At 39.3% G+C, this 16,013-nt stretch carries 15 protein-coding genes and 1 riboswitch; of the genes, 13 read left to right on the top strand and 2 right to left on the bottom strand.

Annotated elements, in window-relative coordinates:
* Positions 1-178 precede the first annotated feature (178 nt).
* A complete protein-coding gene (locus MHB48_RS03025; RefSeq protein ID WP_342600090.1) occupies positions 179-697 on the top strand; it encodes a YwgA family protein in 519 nt (172 codons plus the stop codon).
* Between the two features lie 825 nt (positions 698-1,522).
* On the opposite strand, the gene MHB48_RS03030 is transcribed toward MHB48_RS03025, so the two are convergent.
* Positions 1,523-1,708, bottom strand: a complete 186-nt coding sequence (locus MHB48_RS03030; RefSeq protein WP_340917722.1) for a 2-hydroxymuconate tautomerase — start codon at positions 1,706-1,708, stop codon at positions 1,523-1,525.
* 67 nt (positions 1,709-1,775) lie between these two features.
* Between MHB48_RS03030 and MHB48_RS03035 the strand changes: the two genes are divergently transcribed.
* Together MHB48_RS03035 and MHB48_RS03040 are read left to right on the top strand one after the other, a co-directional pair.
* On the top strand, positions 1,776-2,294 hold the full coding sequence (locus tag MHB48_RS03035) for a YwhD family protein (RefSeq protein WP_342600091.1): 519 nt from the start codon (positions 1,776-1,778) through the stop codon (positions 2,292-2,294).
* Between the two features lie 33 nt (positions 2,295-2,327).
* Complete coding sequence (locus MHB48_RS03040) at positions 2,328-2,630, top strand: hypothetical protein (protein WP_342600092.1); 303 nt, start codon at positions 2,328-2,330, stop codon at positions 2,628-2,630.
* Positions 2,631-2,710: 80 nt separating this feature from the next.
* Here MHB48_RS03040 and MHB48_RS03045 read toward each other — a convergent pair whose 3' ends face one another.
* Positions 2,711-4,735 (bottom strand): PBP1A family penicillin-binding protein, encoded by a 2,025-nt coding sequence (locus MHB48_RS03045; RefSeq protein WP_342600093.1) that lies wholly within the window; start codon positions 4,733-4,735, stop codon positions 2,711-2,713.
* Positions 4,736-4,949: 214 nt separating this feature from the next.
* Here MHB48_RS03045 and speE point away from each other — a divergent pair, with 214 nt between their 5' ends.
* The 10 genes from speE (at position 4,950) to MHB48_RS03095 (ending at position 16,006) form a co-directional block, all read left to right on the top strand.
* Positions 4,950-5,783, top strand: a complete 834-nt coding sequence (gene speE, locus MHB48_RS03050; protein WP_342600094.1) for a spermidine synthase — start codon at positions 4,950-4,952, stop codon at positions 5,781-5,783.
* 4 nt (positions 5,784-5,787) lie between these two features.
* Entirely contained in the window at positions 5,788-6,660 is an 873-nt protein-coding gene (gene speB, locus MHB48_RS03055) for an agmatinase (protein WP_342600095.1), read from the top strand.
* A 568-nt stretch (positions 6,661-7,228) separates the two neighbouring features.
* Positions 7,229-7,648 (top strand): DUF1934 domain-containing protein, encoded by a 420-nt coding sequence (locus MHB48_RS03060; RefSeq protein ID WP_342600096.1) that lies wholly within the window; start codon positions 7,229-7,231, stop codon positions 7,646-7,648.
* Positions 7,649-9,316, top strand: coding sequence for an arginine--tRNA ligase (gene argS / locus MHB48_RS03065; protein WP_342600097.1), 1,668 nt, complete (start codon positions 7,649-7,651; stop codon positions 9,314-9,316).
* Between the two features lie 465 nt (positions 9,317-9,781).
* A riboswitch (cobalamin riboswitch) is annotated at positions 9,782-9,924 on the top strand.
* A 127-nt stretch (positions 9,925-10,051) separates the two neighbouring features.
* Complete coding sequence (locus MHB48_RS03070; protein ID WP_342600098.1) at positions 10,052-11,020, top strand: ABC transporter substrate-binding protein; 969 nt, start codon at positions 10,052-10,054, stop codon at positions 11,018-11,020.
* Positions 11,021-11,024: 4 nt separating this feature from the next.
* Entirely contained in the window at positions 11,025-12,008 is a 984-nt protein-coding gene (locus tag MHB48_RS03075) for an iron ABC transporter permease (protein ID WP_342601287.1), read from the top strand.
* Position 12,009: 1 nt separating this feature from the next.
* Positions 12,010-13,479 carry an adenosylcobinamide amidohydrolase gene (locus MHB48_RS03080; RefSeq protein WP_342600099.1) on the top strand — a complete coding sequence of 490 codons (1,470 nt, stop codon included), beginning with the start codon at positions 12,010-12,012 and terminating at the stop codon, positions 13,477-13,479.
* A gap of 1 nt (position 13,480) precedes the next feature.
* Positions 13,481-14,440: an adenosylcobinamide-phosphate synthase CbiB gene (cbiB, locus tag MHB48_RS03085; protein WP_342600100.1), complete on the top strand. Its 960-nt coding sequence runs from the start codon at positions 13,481-13,483 to the stop codon at positions 14,438-14,440.
* Entirely contained in the window at positions 14,427-15,503 is a 1,077-nt protein-coding gene (locus MHB48_RS03090; protein ID WP_342600101.1) for an aminotransferase class I/II-fold pyridoxal phosphate-dependent enzyme, read from the top strand. Before cbiB ends, MHB48_RS03090 begins: the two co-directional genes overlap by 14 nt.
* On the top strand, positions 15,476-16,006 hold the full coding sequence (locus MHB48_RS03095) for a bifunctional adenosylcobinamide kinase/adenosylcobinamide-phosphate guanylyltransferase (protein ID WP_342600102.1): 531 nt from the start codon (positions 15,476-15,478) through the stop codon (positions 16,004-16,006). Before MHB48_RS03090 ends, MHB48_RS03095 begins: the two co-directional genes overlap by 28 nt.
* The last annotated feature ends 7 nt before the right edge of the window (positions 16,007-16,013 follow it).

Genomic DNA, 16,013 nt, shown 5'->3' on the forward strand with positions numbered 1-16,013 from the left:
CCTCAGGCAAATGTCACAGATTCTGTATGGAGTTAACCTGGCAAGCTAGGTTAACTGTTTTCTACGATGAGCTTGCGAAGGAACAATTATTTTCTGTCGAACTGAGCGAAGTGAAGCGGAAGTAAAATCTGGACGGCAAATATGCCAAAGCGAATTTGATAGTAGAGGTGGGTTTATATTGCTAGAAGAACATGCAAAACTTGTACAATTTATTGGAGCAGCTGACGGTGGTATCACCGGAAGAAAAAAACTACAAAAAATGGTTTACATCGCAAAAAAGTTGCAGTTTCCTTATAAAGAAAAATACGAATTTCATATTTATGGTCCTTATTCTCATGAGCTAACATTGCGAGTAGATGAGCTTTGCAGCATGGGTTTTTTGTACGAAGAAAGACAAGACAAAGGCTCTTATGTACAGTATAAATATCAAATGACAGATGCAGGTGAGCATTTTACGCAGATGGCCCAAGTGCCAGTGGCAAGTCGTGCATTACAAGCGTGCATTGAACAAATGAAAGATAAAAGCTCCCGCTTTTTAGAGTTAGTTTCGACACTGTTATATTTCGACCATTTGCCAAAAGAAGAGCAAATTGAAAAGCTTCATGTGGTAAAAGGAAAACTAAATTTTACAAAGTCCGAAATTGACGAAGCCTTTTTATTTGTCATGAATTTAATGAATGAAAGAGCTATCCAATAAGGACAGCTCTCAGAATGTAGACAAACTCAATTTTGGGTGCATAGAGTTGAATGTAAATTCGGCAAGGACCACCACTTCGCTTTCCGTGGGCTTGGCTTCAGCCTCGGGCCAACACGAGGTTGGTCATGAAGGCGTTGCCGCAGGACGCGGCGTTCTTAGCCTTCGATCCTTTGTGCGTTCCTGTGGGGTCTTCTGCTCAAGCTGTTCCCACAGGAGTCTTCGTGGTGGTCCTTACCTTATAAACAATTCCTTATAGATATGCACTATCCTTACTTTTAATTATATAAAGCAACCACTTTAGGAGTATTTATTATTATTCATAACCGTTTAAAAAAATACTTTTGTCGTTAAGCTGAGAGCTATCCAATAAGGACAGCTCTTTCTTTTTTTAAAATAAGAAAGCCTACTAAGAACTCAGTGTTATGGTTGGTATAAATACATGTAAGAAAAGTATTTCTCCCTAGTTTATGATACTTGTAAACAGAGCAAACGACAGAAAAATAGATAGCATTTATCTTATAAATCGGTACTAGAGCTCCCGAAGTTGCATCTTCGGGAGCCTCCAACATGAGTAAGAAAGTATTTATTCTCTCGTTATCAAAAACAGCACTAACAAATCTGTTTTCTAAAGTTGCAGGAGGGCGACGGAAGGGAAAAGCCACAAGATTACCGAAAAAGGAGAGGAGGATCGTGACTAGTCACAATCCTCCTCTCCTAAAAATCGCTCGGTGATGGTGTAGCTAGTGTCCATTCCAATGCAATCCGGAAACGTCTGAAACAGGTATTGCTCTTAAAGTGCGCGATTAGTGGCTTTTCTTACAAATATTACTTATCACTGAAACGTGTGCCAGCTACTGCGTAATGATTTTTAGGCATTTCTTCGATGAATACTACGACATTTTCAATTGGAGCATTAGTCGTTTCTACTACTGCTGCAGTCACTTTCTCAACTAAGGCTTTTTTTTGCTCTTCAGTACGGCCTTCTAACATTTTTACTGTTACGTATGGCATTTCATTTCCTCCTTTAGTGAAATTATCTGTATACTAGATATCATAACAGAACGGAGGGAACAATCGAATGACAAATGAAGAAAAACCGAAACAAAAAATGGGATTCACCATAATAAAAAATGATCCGACGGACGGACACAAAGGCTTTGGCATTGGAGCTTTATCTCTAGAGAACGTGTCTCCAGTCATTATTGATATAGAAGAAGGTATTGCAAAAGTAGAGATTGGTGCGATGCATGCAAGAAGTGATACAGAGCGTGGCATTAAATTTACTACGAACCGAGAAGATTCAGAAGGTGGAAAACCTTATTGGCTCGTTTGGGTGACAATTGACCACAAGGTAGATGGTCCTTACTATGCGGGCGTTACTGCTTGTGAAATGGTCGTAAATCGAGAAAAACGTCGAGGCTTTAAAATACTTGCGGATCATGTAAATCGAATGGACAAATCAATGAAGCGTCAAATTTTAGTTGATTTTATGGACGAACGTTCTAAAAATATTTTAAGTGATTTTCTGCAATCTCATAATCGAGAAATGTGGGCTAGAAGCGACGAGAAGCTACATAATGACTTGAATGCTAAATAAAAAAATAGCCATAACTCAATATAGTCTGTTTAAGTGGTTGAATTAATCTTTAAAAGAAAGTACAATTTACTTAAAGCTTACTTCACAGTAATGCTAGGACACTTAGTTAAACAAGTAAGTAGAGATGTGGAAGAATTGCGACAACCCAATCCAATAATTGCATACTTTTTGCAGAACGCGACACTAAGAAAAAGCTTTCTATTACCTAATTTAGGTACTAGAAAGCTTTTTATATTATGGAAAAAATTGATTTTTGAATTTGGTCTCGGTTTGACGGGAGTTGGTCTTGCTTTCAGACGAATTGGTCTCGGTTTCCAAGGAATTAGTCTCGATTGACGCTAATTTGGTCTCATTCATCCATTTATTGGAATGCAAATGGAGAGTTTTACCGCGCGAAAAGCGCATTCTTCCAATATTTATTCTCCAAAGAACGAGAACGGGAAAATGGACCAATTATCTTCTTCGGGATCGCTTTCTTCAAATGTGTGCTGCTTTAAGCTTGGATCTGTGCACAGTTTTGTAGGGACATCTTTTTCTTTTAAATATATTAGACGCTGTTTTTCGCAAGCAGAGGTAGCTATTCCACCTGTTTTAATATCGACAATGACTCCACGAACGCCAGGTGGGGCAATAAATGGTTCTACAGGCAAACCTCGATGAACAGATTCCATAAATTCAATCCATACTTGCTTCGTCACTTGCTTTGCTTCCGCATCACTCACTTGTTTTCCTTGGTCATACCCGTTCCAAACACCTGCAGTCAGCTGAGGAGAGAATCCAACTAAATATTGATCGGAAATAGTAGTCCCAGATTTTGCAGCATATGGTCGTGTTTGTTTGGCACGAATACTAATTCCAGTTGAAGGGGAATAGTCATTGAAAATTGGATCAAACATGCCAGTAAGCAAATGAGACAACAAAAAGGCATCTTGTTCCTGCATTACCACTTTATCTTTCACTTTTTCTTTCTGCACATCATACAAGGTATTGCCGTCATTATCTGTAATTTTCGTAATATAAGTTGGTTTTTTCTGAATTCCTTTTGCAGAAATCGTATTGTATGCTTTTGTCATGTCAAAAAGGGAAACTTCTGATGTGCCAAGTGCTGTCGCAGGCGTATCATCAATTTTCATTTTAATATCAAATCGTTCAATGAGTTGTTGAAACGGTTTGTATCCAATATGTTCTAATGTTTTGACTGCATAAATATTATCCGAAATTGCAAGGGCTTGTGCCATCGAGATCGGATTTTCAGCAAATTCTCCGTTTACATTTTTTGGTTCATATTCTCTCCGCCCATTATCATAAGTGAAAATAGTTCGTTCGCTTTTCAAATACGTAAGGGGAGAGAATCCATTTTCCAGTGCTGCGCCATATAACAATGGTTTTATGATAGATCCTGGCTGCCTTTTTGCTTGAGTCACACGATTAAATGGACTTGTAGAGAAATCTCTACCACCAACCATTGCTGTCACATAGCCCGTTCTCGGTTCCATACTGATAAAACCAATTTGTAACTCTCCTTCTGGCATCCATTTTTGAATGGTTTCTTCTGCAGCCTGCTGATGCTTTTTATTTAAAGTAGTGGTAATTGTCCAACCACCTTCTTCAATTCGATGACCTTTTTCTTTAATGATTTGCGATGCTTCTTTCCATACCTCTTCTAAAAAATATGGAGCTGTTTTTTTCGTTACAACAGAATCTTCCGTTTTTAATACGAAATTTTCCTCCATTGCACGTTCCTTCTGCTCGGCGGTTATAAATTGTTGATTGTTCATTAATGTCAAAATTAATTGTTGACGATTTTTTGCTTTTTCTTCATTCACTAATGGAGAATAATGAGTAGGTCCTTTAGGAATTCCCATTAGTAATGCTGATTCCGCTAGAGTAAGAGATTTCGCGCTCTTACCATAATAAAACCTACTTGCTGCTTCGACTCCGTACATTCCGTGTCCGAAGTAAACTGTATTTAAATATCCTTCTAGTAATTCCTCCTTTTCATAAAAAATTTCTAACCGGTAAGCGTACAATGCTTCATTTAATTTTCGAGTCCAAGTCTTATCATGTGTTAAAAATAGATTCCGAGCGTATTGCTGTGTAATTGTACTTGCACCCTCTACTTTTTTTCCTGCTTTTACATCCTTTAAAAGTGCAGAAGCGATTCGGGTGTAATCAAATCCATGATGTTCATAAAATTCCTGGTCTTCTACTGCAATTGTGGCCTGCGGTATGAATGGTGAGATTTCGTCTAGAGATACCCAATAGCGTCGCTGCTCCTCAAATCGGTCACCGATGACATTCCCTTGATTATCTAAAAATACAGAGGAGATGGGTACCTGTATAATAGGCGCACCAACGATTTGTGCATATATGCGAAGCGTTACAAACGCACTAAAAAAGGCACAGCTAGCAACAATACTTAGTAGAAAAACCCTTTTCATGCGTTTGGATCGTGTGGTTTTTTTTCTGTATTGTGCGCGCCTCATAATATCTCCCCAGTTCTAATTGATGTTTTCATTAGTATGAGAACAATAGATTCAAATTAAACGGAAAAAGAAAAAACTATTGCACTTTCGTCAAAAACCTCTATACTTTCTTTGTATTTAATTTTTTGATACATTACACTTAAATCATATTGGTAAGGGAGATAGATACATGGCTGGGTTTTGGTTTACGGAAAAACAAACCGAGAATTTTGGCATCACAATGAAGGTAAATCGTACACTTCATACAGAGCAAACGGATTTTCAACTGTTAGAAATGGCAGAAACAGAAGAGTGGGGGAATATGCTCTTTTTAGACGGAATGGTAATGACGTCACAAAAAGATGAGTTTGTGTACCATGAAATGGTTGCGCACGTTCCTTTATTTACACATCCAAATCCTGAGAACGTTTTAGTTGTTGGTGGAGGAGACGGTGGAGTAATTCGTGAGATTATGAAGCATCCAAAAGTGAAAAAAGCAACACTTGTTGACATAGATGGAAAAGTTATCGAGTATTCGAAGATTTATTTACCAGAAATTGCATGTGAGTTAGAAAACCCACGTGTGGACGTTCAAGTTGGCGACGGCTTCATGCATATCGCACAGTCAGAAAACGAATACGATGTAATCATGGTAGACTCTACTGAACCAGTTGGACCAGCTGTGAATTTATTTACAAAAGGTTTCTATGCTGGAATTTCAAAAGCATTAAAAGAAGATGGTATCTTCGTTGCACAATCGGACAACCCTTGGTTCAAAGCAGATTTAATCCGCCAAGTACAAAAGGACGTAAAAGAAATTTTCCCAATTACAAATATGTACTTGGCTAATATTCCAACGTATCCAAGTGGACTTTGGTGCTTCACGATTGGTTCGAAAAAATACGATCCACTTCAAGTTCCGGACGAGCAATTCTTTGATATTGAAACAAAATATTATACAAAAGAGCTTCACAAAGCTGCATTCGTATTACCGAAATTTGTGAAAGACTTAGCAGGAGAATAGGCCGATGAGATTTGATGAAGCTTATTCAGGAAATGTATTTATTAAAAGCAAGCAAAATTACGAAGAAGCACAAGCGGTGATTTACGGTATGCCAATGGACTGGACAGTAAGCTATCGTCCAGGTTCACGCTTTGGCCCGCAGCGCATTCGTGAAGTATCAATTGGTTTAGAGGAATATAGCCCGTATTTAGACCGCGAGCTAGATGATGTGAACTATTTTGATGCTGGTGATATTCCGCTTCCTTTTGGTAATGCATCAAAAAGTTTGGATGTAATTGCAGATTTTATTCGTCAATTGATGCAAGATGGGAAAATTCCTGTTGGTATGGGTGGCGAACACTTAGTGTCTTGGCCTGTTATGAAAACAGTGGCAGACAACTATAAAGATCTTGCGATTATTCATATGGATGCGCATACGGATTTACGCGTGGAATACGAAGGAGAGCCGCTTTCTCACTCCACTCCGATTCGTAAAATTGCCGAATACATTGGTCCGAAAAACGTCTATTCATTCGGAATTCGTTCTGGAATGAAAGAAGAGTTTGACTGGGCAAAAGAAAACGGTATGCAAATTGCCAAATTTGAAGTATTGGAGCCTTTGAAAGAAGTGCTTCCAACTCTAGCAGGTCGACCAGTTTATGTCACAATCGACATCGACGTGTTAGATCCTGCACATGCACCTGGAACTGGAACAGTAGACTGTGGCGGTATTACAAGCCGTGAACTACTAGCTTCTATCCATGCAATCGCAAACTCGGGAGTAAACGTTGTTGGCTTCGACTTAGTCGAAGTTGCACCAATTTATGATTCATCTGAACAGACTGCTAATACAGCTAGCAAATTGCTTAGAGAAATGATACTTGGTTGGGTTAAATAATAAGCGTGATGTCCTTAAATGGGCATTACGTTTTTTTGTTTTTCAGGATCCAGTCAGAAAAGCCGCTGTAGGATAGTCTCTAAATGCTCTCGCATAGCTGTAGATTCCTCTCGTATGCACTAAATTACTCTTAAAACCAAGGTATCTCACTTCAAGTAAACTTATTAATGTGAAATTTGGTCTCGGTTATGGCGAAATTGGTCTCGCTTGTCGAAAAATGGTTGCGGTTAGGATTGAAATGGTCTCTGTTAGCATAAAAATAGTCTCATTAAGACGTATCTTAACTAATAATGTATAATAATTCCAAATTATAAATAACCAAAAAGAGTAAAATCATTTCGTCCATCCATTTACTGGGGGAGGATTGCAATGTTATAATAGATTCCTTTTTGATTAGTTGTCACACAAGCAAACTTTAAGATATAATGTGAAGGTTATAGTAAAACACGGTGAAAAATTGTTATATATTCATGCACCATATAAAAAAGTGCTTACTAATCGTTTATTATTAACGATTATTTTTTAATGACGTAAATTAACTATGAAAATGCTCTAAAGGGTGAAGTCAATGTCTCAACCACTAAAGAAATCAGTCAATGTTCGTTTATTATCAACAATAAAACATCCAGACATTGCAAAAGAATCATTTGATATGCAAACGACAGGTGTTCTAACTTTAAAAGGAGAGCAGCCTTATTTAGTTTATGAAGAAGTGCAAAATGAGAAGGCAGTTCGAACAACCGTAAAGTTAGATAATAATTCCGCTTTAATCTTACGCAGCGGTGGAGTGAAAATGCGTTTGCCATTTCAACTAGGTGAGCTTCAAACAGGAAGCTATGACACGGGATATGGCACAATGATGATTACAACAAATACAACGCAACTGCAATTCGAAGATGGCCATTTTCAAGTGGAATACGAATTGCTTATAAACGAAGAAGTTGCTGGTACATATACATTAGAACTAATTTATACGGAGGCGAAGTAAATGAACGCAGTAGAAAAAGTACAACAATCGATTAAAACAGCTTTACAACAAGCTGTTTTAAAGGCGGAACTTGTAACAGAAGAGCAAATTCCTTCTATCCATTTAGAAACACCGAAAGATAAAGCAAACGGTGACTATGCAACTAATATTGCGATGCAGCTGACTAAGCTTGCGAGAAAAAATCCTCGTCAAATCGCGGAAGCAATTGTAGCAACCCTTGATATGTCAGGAACAATGATGGAGAAAATTGACATCGCAGGACCTGGATTTATGAATATTACCGTTCGTAAAGATTATTTACAAGAAGTAATTAAAGCCGTACTAACAGAAGAAGAAAAATACGGACGTACGAACTCAGGAGAAGGAGAAAAAATTCAAGTAGAGTTTGTTTCTGCCAATCCAACTGGTGATTTACATTTAGGGCATGCACGCGGGGCATCTGTTGGGGATTCATTATGTAACGTCTTGGACTTTGCTGGATACGACGTAGCTCGTGAATATTATATAAATGATGCTGGTAATCAAATCCACAATTTAGCTGTTTCGATTGAAGTACGCTATTTTGAAGCATTAGGTTTAGAAAAAGAAATGCCAGAAGACGGATACCGTGGGCAAGATATTATCGATATCGCAGCAAATCTTGTAAAAGAGCATGGCGATAAATTTGTTCAAGTGTCGGATGAAGAGCGTTACAAAGCATTCCGTGCACATGGGTTAAAAGTTGAGCTTGCGAAGCTACAAAAAGACTTAGCGGATTTCCGTGTTGGCTTTGATAACTGGTTTTCTGAAACTTCATTATACGAAGATGGTAAAATCGATGTAGCATTAAATAAATTGCGTGCGAATGGTCATATCTTTGAAGAAGAGGGGGCAACATGGTTCCGTTCTACTACTTTTGGCGATGACAAAGACCGTGTATTGATCAAAGGCGACGGCTCTTTCACTTATTTATTACCAGACATCGCTTACCATGAAGATAAATTAGTTCGTGGTTTCGACCAATTGATCAATATTTGGGGAGCAGACCACCACGGGTATATCCCACGTATGAAAGCTGCTATTGAAGCACTTGGATACGAGCGTGAGAAATTAGAAGTATCCGTTATTCAAATGGTTCAATTGTATAAAGACGGCGAAAAAATGAAAATGAGTAAACGTACAGGGAAAGCTGTTACGATGCGCGAGCTTGTAGAGGAAGTTGGACTGGATGCAGTTCGTTATTTCTTCGGTATGCGTTCGGGCGATTCACATATGGACTTTGATTTAGATTTAGCGGTTTCTCAGTCAAATGAAAACCCTGTGTATTATGCACAATATGCCCATGCACGTATTTGCTCAATTCTACGTTCTGCTGAAACACAAGAGTTGAAAGCTTCAACGGATTCACTTGAGCTATTACAAAGTGAAAAAGAATTAGACTTATTGAAAAAAATCGGTGATTTCCCACAAGTCGTGGCAGATGCTGCAAAACTTCGTGCACCTCACCGTGTAGCAACTTATATTCAAGAATTAGCTGCAACATTCCATAGCTTCTATAATGCGGATAAAGTTTTAGATGCAGAAAACGTAGCTCTAACAGAAGCGCGTCTTGCATTAGTTACATCTGCTCGTCAAACAATTGCAAACGCACTTCGTTTAATTGGTGTAAATGCTCCAGAGAAAATGTAATATGTAGTATTAAAGGAGCTGTCCAATAAGCCCATAAATTGAAGCAGGTGTAGAAAAACGAGTCTTTTTCTACACCTGTTTTTTGTATACTTTTTATTAAACTACTATTTTTGTTGGCAATTGATTGTAGTGGAAGACGGCGACTCCAGCGGGAATAGCGTGAGCTGAAGGCCCCGCAGGAGCGAAAGCGACGAGGAGACTGAAGCCATGCCCGCGGAAAGCGTCCGTCTGGAACGGAATCAATACATTGGAAAAGGGACAGTCTCTCAGTCACTATATGACTTTAGGGACAGCCCTTTTTTTTCTCGATGATGGCTTATAATAAAAAAGTTTCTCCATAACATAGATGTGAATCGGTCGAATAACATCGCAATTTGGTCGAATAGTATTAATTATCGGTCAAATAATATAAAAACCTCTGTCGACAACCATTAATTTAAGGTATAATAAGTGCAATGCACAATACATATTTTATTGCATAGAGGTGCTCAAGTTACGGATTACTTGAGTTAAAAGGGAAGCTGGTTAAAGTCCAGCGCGGTCCCGCCACTGTAAATGATACGGTTGTATCATGAGTCAGAAAACCTGCCTTTATGAAATTACACCCATTGCCTACGAGGATAGGTTTGGTGTAGATCGGCTTGGCCATTTTTTCCTCGCAGATTTATACCTATATCTATCTCTCATTCTATGGATGGGAGATTTTTTGTTGCAAAGAATTAGGAGGAATGACAAATGAAGAAGTTATGGCAATTATGGATGGCATCCGCATTAGCAGTTTTACTATTAGTAGGATGTGGACAAGAAGAAGCAAAACCTGTTGAAAACAATGAAAGTCCACAAGTAGAAACTGCAGTAGAAGAAACAGAATTCCCGATCACAATCACAGATGCAGTTGGCAATGATATTACACTAGAAGAAGCACCAAAAACAATCGTTTCAATGATGCCAAGCAATACAGAAATTTTGTTTGCACTTGGATTAAATGAGGAAATTATTGGTGTAAATGATTACGATAACTATCCAGAAGAAGCACTTGAAAAAGAGAAAATCGGCGGGCAAGAATTCAATGTGGAGAAAATCGTATCCATGAATCCGGACATCGTATTCGCACATGAGTCAAGCCTTGGAATGGGCGAAGCAGGATTACAACAAATCCGTGACGCTGGTGTGAAAGTTTTCGTTGTAAAAAATGCAGCAGATTTCAATGAAACTTATACAACAATCGAACAAATTGGTCGTGCTACTGGTAAATTAGCAGAAGCACAAAAAATTGTAGAAGATATGAAAGCAAAAGTAGAAGAAGTAAAAGAGAAAGTTGCAAAAGTAGAAACGAAGAAAACAGTATTCGTAGAAACATCGGATGTTCCTGAAATTTACACACCTGGTAAAGGAACATTTATGCAAGAGATTTTAGATATGGTGAATGCTGAAAATATTGCAGCAGATCAAGAAGGTTGGTTCAAAATTGAGCCAGAAGAAATTGTAAGCCGCAATCCGGATGTGATTATTGTTATGTATAGCTACGTACCTGGAATTGTAGAGAGCGTAAAAGCTCGTGATGGATTCGCTTCTATTACTGCTGTGAAAAATGATGCAGTTGTTCAAGTAGATGAAAACTTAACTAGTCGTACAGGTCCACGTCTTGCAGAAGGATTAGAAGAAGTAGCAAAAGCTATTTATCCAGAGGCATTTGGTGAGTAAAGTCATGATCGGCTACATCCTGTCGATTGCTGCTCTATTAGTAGCAATTTGGCTCGGTGTATCGGTCGGATCCGTTCAGGTACCGATCAGCACATTATGGAATACGGGAGCAGATGAAATCGCGACCAATATAGTTTGGAAAATTCGTATGCCACGGGTTGTACTTGCAGGGCTAGTTGGTGCATCACTAGCCATTGCAGGTGCCGCGTTTCAAGGTTTATTAAAAAACCCGCTTGCAGATCCTTATACGTTAGGAGTGTCGTCCGGTGCCTCAGTAGGTGCCGTGGCTACGCTCTTTTTCGGTATTTCGGTACCCTTTTTAGGAATATACACATTACCTGTTTTTAGTATGATTGGTGCATTTCTTACGATGCTCCTTGTTATTACATTTGCTAAACTAGTCGACCGTTCCATGAAGATGGAGACCATTATTTTAACTGGGATTATTGTTAGTTCCTTTTTAGGCTCCGTTATTTCCTTGATGATTGCACTAACTGGGGAAGAGCTTCGCCAAATTATTGGATGGCTGCTTGGTAGTGTATCGATGCGTGGGTGGGATTTTGTGCAAATGGCTTTACCGTTTGTTGTGATTGGCTCGGCTTTATTAGCATGGAACAGAAGAGAATTAAATGCGATGCTATTTGGAGAAGAGCGTGCAAAGCATTTAGGAGTAGATGTGAAAAAGCGAAAAATGATGATACTAATCGGAGGATCGATGCTAACGGGAACGGCGGTTGCTGTGTCTGGAACAATAGGATTTGTGGGACTTGTCGTTCCGCATATGACAAGGCTTTTATTTGGTTCAGATAACAGACATGTGTTACCGTTGAGTTTCATTAATGGAGCATCGTTATTAATCATTTGTGATTTAGTGTCTCGCACCATTATTTCGCCAACCGAGTTGCCGATTGGTGTCATAACAGCATTTATTGGTGCACCAGTTTTTGCATTTATTTTCTTTAGACAACGGAAAAAAGGAGGCGTTTAATATGTTGAAAATAAAAGAGCTATCTGGTGGTTACGAACACCAACTAATCGTTAAAAACGTCTCCTTCGAAGTTGAAAAAGGAGAAATGCTAGGCATCCTAGGACCTAACGGAAGCGGGAAATCCACTTTACTGAAAGTGATGAGTGGAATTTTACCGATGAAATCAGGAGAAGTTCTGATCGACGAGAAATCTCTCCAATCTTATTCTTCCAAAGAACTAGCTAAGAAAATGGCGGTTCTTCCACAATTACATAGTCATGCATTTTCACATACAGTTAGAGATACCATTTCACTCGGGAGGTATCCTCATCAAAGTGGCTGGTTTTCCTCGTGGTCGGGTGAAGATGAAGCGGCAGTTGCCGAGGCAATGAAACTGACCGCAATAGAAAGATATGAGCATCAGTTGTTAGACCTATTGTCAGGAGGGGAGCAACAGCGCGTATTTGTTGCCCAAGCACTTGCACAACAAGCTCCTATTTTATTGCTAGATGAACCGACGAATCATTTAGACATTGCGCACCAAAAGCAATTACTCGATACGATTAAAACGCAAGCTATTGAAAAAGGCATCACGATTATTAGTGTCTTTCATGATATAAATCTTGCCTCTCTATACTGTGATCGATTGTTATTAATGGATCAAGGGGAAATAAAAGCAATCGGTGAGCCACATGAAGTAGTAAAGAAAAGTCAGGTTGAAACTGTGTACAAAGCTAGAGTTAGCACAAATCCACATCCTGAGCGACCAAAACCACAAATTACAATTCTTCCAGACGTGAAGGAACTGAAGGATGAACAACTCATTACAACAGAAAACTTTCAAGTCACGGGAGAGTTGGTCGTATTTCAAGCGGAAACGCAGCTAAAAACATGGTCCTCTGCCGTAATAAATGCGGGAAGTGGCTGGTATAGAAACTTCGTCAATCGAAGAGTGGATGCTAATTATGCTTGCGACAATGTGCAAGAAGAAATGTTAGCGTACTTAGCTGATAAGGGGTTTTCGGAAGCAGATACCATTGGAATGATGACTGCGGTCCAAACAAAAGACGCAGTAATAAAAGAATATGACACGCCATTTGGAAGTATTGTCATCATGGTTACTGCCGGAGTCGGAAATGCGGTAGATGTTTCAAGAGCACATGAAGTTGAGATGTTGCCTGCTATCGGTACGATTAATACATGGATTATTATCAACGGAGAACTTTCCGATGAAGCATTTATCCAGTCTGTTATTACTGCAACGGAAGCAAAAACGAAAGCGCTAGCTTTTGAAGGAGTAAAAGATCCACGGACAGGTACAATTGCAACTGGAACATCCACGGATAGTGTTTTAGTTGCTGCGACTCAAAAAGGAACGCATATTCCATACGCTGGTCCAATTACGGAAATCGGTAAAAAAATTGGATTAGGCGTATATGAGTGCACAGTAGAAGCAATTCAAATATACAAAATAGCAAAAGGTTGGGTGTAGGATGGGTCCGCATATTATTGCCATAGCAATTGGCCTATTACTGGACCGAATCATCGGAGACCCGCCGAATTGGCCGCATCCAGTCCGATGGATCGGATCGCTTATTTTAAAGCTAACTGCTCGGTTGAATAAAGGAAGAGCAAGGAAATCAAAGGGATTTCTACTAGTTTTTATTGTAGTCGGTATCACATTTTTCGCTATATTAGCCATTTTAATTGGAGCTTATTCGATTCATATGGGCGTTGGAATTGCTGTGGAAAGTATTCTCATCGCATCAGGACTTGCTCAAAAAAGCTTACAGGATGCGGCAATGGATGTGTATAGACCTTTAATCAAGAAAGATTTACCTGCTGCGAGACAAAAACTATCGTGGATTGTTGGACGAGATACAGAAAAACTAGACGAAAAAGAGATTACGAGAGGTGTCGTGGAAACGGTATCTGAAAATATTAGTGACGGGATTACTGCTCCACTTTTCTATGCATTTCTTTTAGCAGGTGCACCTGGGTTGTGGCTTTATAAAGCCATTAACACGCTCGATTCAATGGTTGGCTACAAAAACGAGAAATATGAAGAATTTGGCTATGCATCTGCAAAGCTGGATGACATTGCAAATTACATTCCGAGCCGTTTGACGGGCTATATTATTATGCTATGGGGCAAGAAAGAAAGTGTATTACCTTTTGGACAGCGAATGAAAGGCTGGTGGCTTGATGCGAAAAAGCACCCAAGTCCAAATAGCGGCTACTTAGAAGCTGCTACAGCCTATCAGCTAGGTATACAACTCGGTGGAATCAATACATATAAAGGAATCGTATCCAATCGAGCTTTAATGGGAGTTGGAGAAGTTCCACTAAATCCTAGCCATATTTTAGGGGCCATCTCCCATCTAAAAACAGCTGTATTTCTATTTTGGCTTTGGATGATGGTGATCGGAGGAGTTTTATTTGTCATTACCTAATCATGGGGCAAACGCGCATCACGTATATGAACGTCTAGGTATGAAAATACCAGAAATGGTGATTGATTTTAGTGAAAATGTCAATCCATTAGGGCCGCCTGCATTTGTAAATGAAAGATGGTCCACATATGCAGAGTTAATAACTAAATATCCAGATCCGCATGGAGGACCATTTTTATCTGCAGCTGGACAATACCATCAAGTGGATGTCAATCAGGTGATCGTTGGAAATGGTGCAGCAGAAATATTCGCAAGCCTTGCAAAACGATATGAAAACAAGCGGGCTGTGTTGATTCACCCAACTTTTTCGGAATACGCAGCCACGCTTGCACCTTATCATGTGTACATAAAAGAAATAATTGCACCACAAGCTCTTCCCTTGGACGAAGTGTTAGATGAAGTAGAATTTGCAGAAGTTATTTATATATGCAGACCGAATAATCCAACCGGCTACCTGATTCCATTAGAAGAAATATTACAAATTGCAGAGTATGCAAGAAGATATAAATGTGAAGTTATTTTAGACGAAGCGTTTCTTGATTTTATTGATGAAAGCGAATCATTTATACCGTATTTAAAGGATTTCCCGAATGTCATTGTCGTACGTTCGATGACAAAAATGTATGCGATTCCTGGTTTGCGACTTGGATATGCTATTGCAGACGAGCAAATCATTCAAGAAATTCGTAGCAGAATGCCGCACTGGAATAGTAATGCTATTGCAACGACGATTGGTGCCGATTGCTTAAAGGAAGAAGAATATCGAATACAGACAATTACCTTTGCGAAAGAAATGAGAGAGCAAATCACAGTGTTTCTTGAAAGGTGGAACTGTACTGTTCTTCCATCTCAGACGAATTTTATTTGTTTTCAGCTTCCTAATCCTGCGCGATCGAAAGGGTTTTTCGAATATTTATTAGCAAAGGGTTGTGTCCTTCGTCATACCGAAAATTTTAAAGGTTTAGACGGGAAATGGTTTCGTGTTGGCATGAAAGAGAAGCTGCAAATGGAGCAATTGCAAAAGGAGATGACCGCATGGTTCGAGGAAAACTTGTCTTCATAACGGGTGGTGTGCGGAGTGGAAAAAGTAGCTTCGCCGAACATTATTTGATGAACGAGCAAGCAAGAAGAAATGTGTATGTCGCTTCTGGAGTTGCAGTAGATGGTGAAATGGCGAAACGAATTGAAAGACATCAGGAGGATCGTGAAAATTATCCGGTCGAATGGATGACGATCGAGCAGTCACGACACTTCGAACAAATCGTTTCGCAAATTCAAGAAGGGGACGGCATCCTTTGGGATTGTGTTACTACATGGCTTGCCAACGAACTTTACGAAAGCAATATGGTAGAAGTGGAAAAACAACTTTACCATGCAATCGATCAATTAATAGAAAAAGCAAAGGTAGTCGTCATCGTTTCGAATGAAGTGCTTGATGAACCATTGTCTACCTATGAAAGTGTCGTACTCTATCAAAAGTGGATTGGCCGAATTCATCAGCAGCTTGTGGCAAAAGCAGATTACGCATTTGAAATGGAATACGGCATAAGCCATCAGTGGAAATGAGGGATAT

The sequence above is a fragment of the Psychrobacillus sp. FSL H8-0483 genome (assembly GCF_038637725.1).
GTDB lineage: Bacteria > Bacillota > Bacilli > Bacillales_A > Planococcaceae > Psychrobacillus.

What these genes read in the sequence shown, in the direction of transcription:
- MHB48_RS03035 (WP_342600091.1), top strand. Translation starts at nt 1,776, where the DNA reads ATGACAAATGAAGAAAAACCGAAACAAAAAATGGGATTCACCATAATA.
- MHB48_RS03075 (WP_342601287.1), top strand. Translation starts at nt 11,025, where the DNA reads ATGATCGGCTACATCCTGTCGATTGCTGCTCTATTAGTAGCAATTTGG.
- MHB48_RS03070 (WP_342600098.1), top strand. Translation starts at nt 10,052, where the DNA reads ATGAAGAAGTTATGGCAATTATGGATGGCATCCGCATTAGCAGTTTTA.
- argS (WP_342600097.1), top strand. Translation starts at nt 7,649, where the DNA reads ATGAACGCAGTAGAAAAAGTACAACAATCGATTAAAACAGCTTTACAA.
- cbiB (WP_342600100.1), top strand. Translation starts at nt 13,481, where the DNA reads ATGGGTCCGCATATTATTGCCATAGCAATTGGCCTATTACTGGACCGA.
- MHB48_RS03095 (WP_342600102.1), top strand. Translation starts at nt 15,476, where the DNA reads ATGGTTCGAGGAAAACTTGTCTTCATAACGGGTGGTGTGCGGAGTGGA.
- MHB48_RS03030 (WP_340917722.1), bottom strand. Translation starts at nt 1,708, where the DNA reads ATGCCATACGTAACAGTAAAAATGTTAGAAGGCCGTACTGAAGAGCAA.
- MHB48_RS03045 (WP_342600093.1), bottom strand. Translation starts at nt 4,735, where the DNA reads ATGAAAAGGGTTTTTCTACTAAGTATTGTTGCTAGCTGTGCCTTTTTT.
- speE (WP_342600094.1), top strand. Translation starts at nt 4,950, where the DNA reads ATGGCTGGGTTTTGGTTTACGGAAAAACAAACCGAGAATTTTGGCATC.
- MHB48_RS03080 (WP_342600099.1), top strand. Translation starts at nt 12,010, where the DNA reads ATGTTGAAAATAAAAGAGCTATCTGGTGGTTACGAACACCAACTAATC.
- speB (WP_342600095.1), top strand. Translation starts at nt 5,788, where the DNA reads ATGAGATTTGATGAAGCTTATTCAGGAAATGTATTTATTAAAAGCAAG.
- MHB48_RS03060 (WP_342600096.1), top strand. Translation starts at nt 7,229, where the DNA reads ATGTCTCAACCACTAAAGAAATCAGTCAATGTTCGTTTATTATCAACA.